This window comes from Mesorhizobium sp. M7A.F.Ca.CA.002.05.1.1, from assembly GCF_003998335.1.
Lineage (GTDB): Bacteria > Pseudomonadota > Alphaproteobacteria > Rhizobiales > Rhizobiaceae > Mesorhizobium.
Genome location: NZ_RZQI01001009.1, coordinates 1 through 2,027 on the forward strand (window position 1 = coordinate 1; position 2,027 = coordinate 2,027).

The 2,027-nt window shown below is 64.7% G+C and carries 2 protein-coding genes; both read left to right on the plus strand.

From position 1 onward, the window contains the following. Positions 1–1,129: sugar ABC transporter substrate-binding protein (locus EN939_RS31790; RefSeq protein ID WP_127271542.1), on the plus strand; the 1,129-nt coding region annotated here is incomplete at its 5' end. A 65-nt stretch (positions 1,130–1,194) separates the two neighbouring features. Then, positions 1,195–2,027: histidinol dehydrogenase (gene hisD / locus EN939_RS31795; protein ID WP_127271544.1), on the plus strand; the 833-nt coding region annotated here is incomplete at its 3' end.

The window sequence follows — 2,027 nt, forward strand, 5'->3', positions numbered from 1 at the left end:
GGACAAGAAGCTCAAGGTCTATCTGTCGCTGAGCTACAGCGGCAATTCCTGGCAGTCGGAGGCCGCGAACATCGTCAAGGCGCTGGCGCAGACGCCGCCTTACGACAAGACCGTGGAGCTGAAGGAGGTCATCTCCGGCACCGATCCGCAGGCGCAGATCTCGGCCTATGAGAGCATGATCCAGGATGGCGCCGACGGCATCATCAGCTTCCCGATCTCGTCGACGGCGCTGAACCGCACCATCCATCGCGGCTGCCAGAAGGGCGTGCTCTTCTTTATGTATGACGCGACGGTGACCGAACCCTGCGCCTACAACGTCAGCTACATCACCGCTGGTTTCGGCGAGAACAGCGCCCAGGCGCTGGTCAACATCCTCGGCGGCAAGGGCAACATCTTCCTGAGCCGTGGCGTTCCGGGCAACTCGGTCGATAAGCGCCACACCGACGGCGCGATGCACATCTTCAACCAGTATCCCGGCATCAAGGTGGTCGCGGAATACTATTCCTACTGGGATGACCGCACCACGCAGCAGGAGACGGCCAAGGCGCTCGCCGCGCATCCGGACGTCGACGGCATCTGGGCCCAGGCCGGCGAATACGGTGCGATCCAAGCGCAGCTCGACAAGGGCAACAAGCTCGTGCCGATGACCGGCGAGAACTCCGACGGCTTCCGCCTCGGCCTTGCCGATCCGAAGATGCAGGGCATGGGTCTCAAAGGCGTCTCGGCCGGCTCGCCGCCCGCCACCTCCGGCTACGCCTTCAAGCTGATGATGGAGATCCTGACCAAGAAGCGCGACCTGAAGCCGATGAACATCGAGTACCCGCTGCCCTGGGTGCCGGCTGATCAGGTCAAGCCTTGCAAGGGCGACACCTTCGCCGACGGCTGCAACGTGTTCCCGTCCGACAAGGTGCCCTCATCCTTCGTCACCGAGGTCTTCAATCCCGAGCTTCTGCCGGAACTGTCGCTACAGTCGGCGCTCGAGGGCAAGCCGACGCCCGGAGCGGCCATCCAGCCGCTGCCGGCGGATGTGAAGCAGGCGCCCGACGCGCCCGGCATCAACTGCTCGTCGTGCAAGGCCCCGGCCGACGAATACAAGCTCACCAAGATCGAGCCGACGGTGAAGCCCTGACGACCAGCAATGCGATCGATGGACGGCACCCTGCCGTCCATCCCACCCAAGACAAGGATGAGAACATGCCGACCTTTCTGAAGCGGGGCAGAGATCCCGAGGCTGTCGCCCAGGGCGACGCGGTTGTCCGAACGACCGTCGAGACGATCCTCGCCGATATCGAGAAGCGGGGCGACGCCGCCGTCCGGGAACTGTCGGAGCGTTTCGACAGATGGTCGCCGCAGAGCTTCCGGCTGACCGACAGCGATATTGAACAGGCCATCTCCAAAGTCTCGGCAAGGGATCTGGAGGACATTCGCTTCGCCCAGGCGCAGGTCCGCAATTTCGCCGAGAAGCAGCGCGCCTGCCTGCAGGATCTCGAGGTGGAAACGCTGCCGGGTGTCGTCCTTGGCCACAAGAACATTCCCGTCGACACGGTCGGCTGCTACGTGCCGGGCGGCAAATATCCGATGGTCGCCTCCGCGCACATGAGCGTGGTGACGGCAAGGGTCGCCGGCGTGAAGAAGATCATCGCCTGCGCGCCGCCGTTCCAAGGCGGGCCGCATCCGGCCATCGTCGCCGCCATGCACATGGGTGGCGCCGACGAGATCTACGTTTTGGGCGGCATCCAGGCCGTTGGCGCCATGGCGCTCGGAACCGAGACCATCGGGCGCGTCGACATGCTTGTCGGTCCGGGCAACGCCTTCGTCGCCGAGGCCAAGCGCCAGCTCTACGGGCGCATCGGGATCGATCTGTTCGCCGGTCCGACCGAAACGCTGGTGATCGCCGACGACAGCGTCGACGGCGAGATCTGCGCGACCGACCTGCTCGGCCAGGCCGAACATGGCCCGACAAGCCCGGCGGTGCTTCTGACCAATTCGCCGAAGCTGGCGCGCGACACCATGGCGGAGATCGAGCG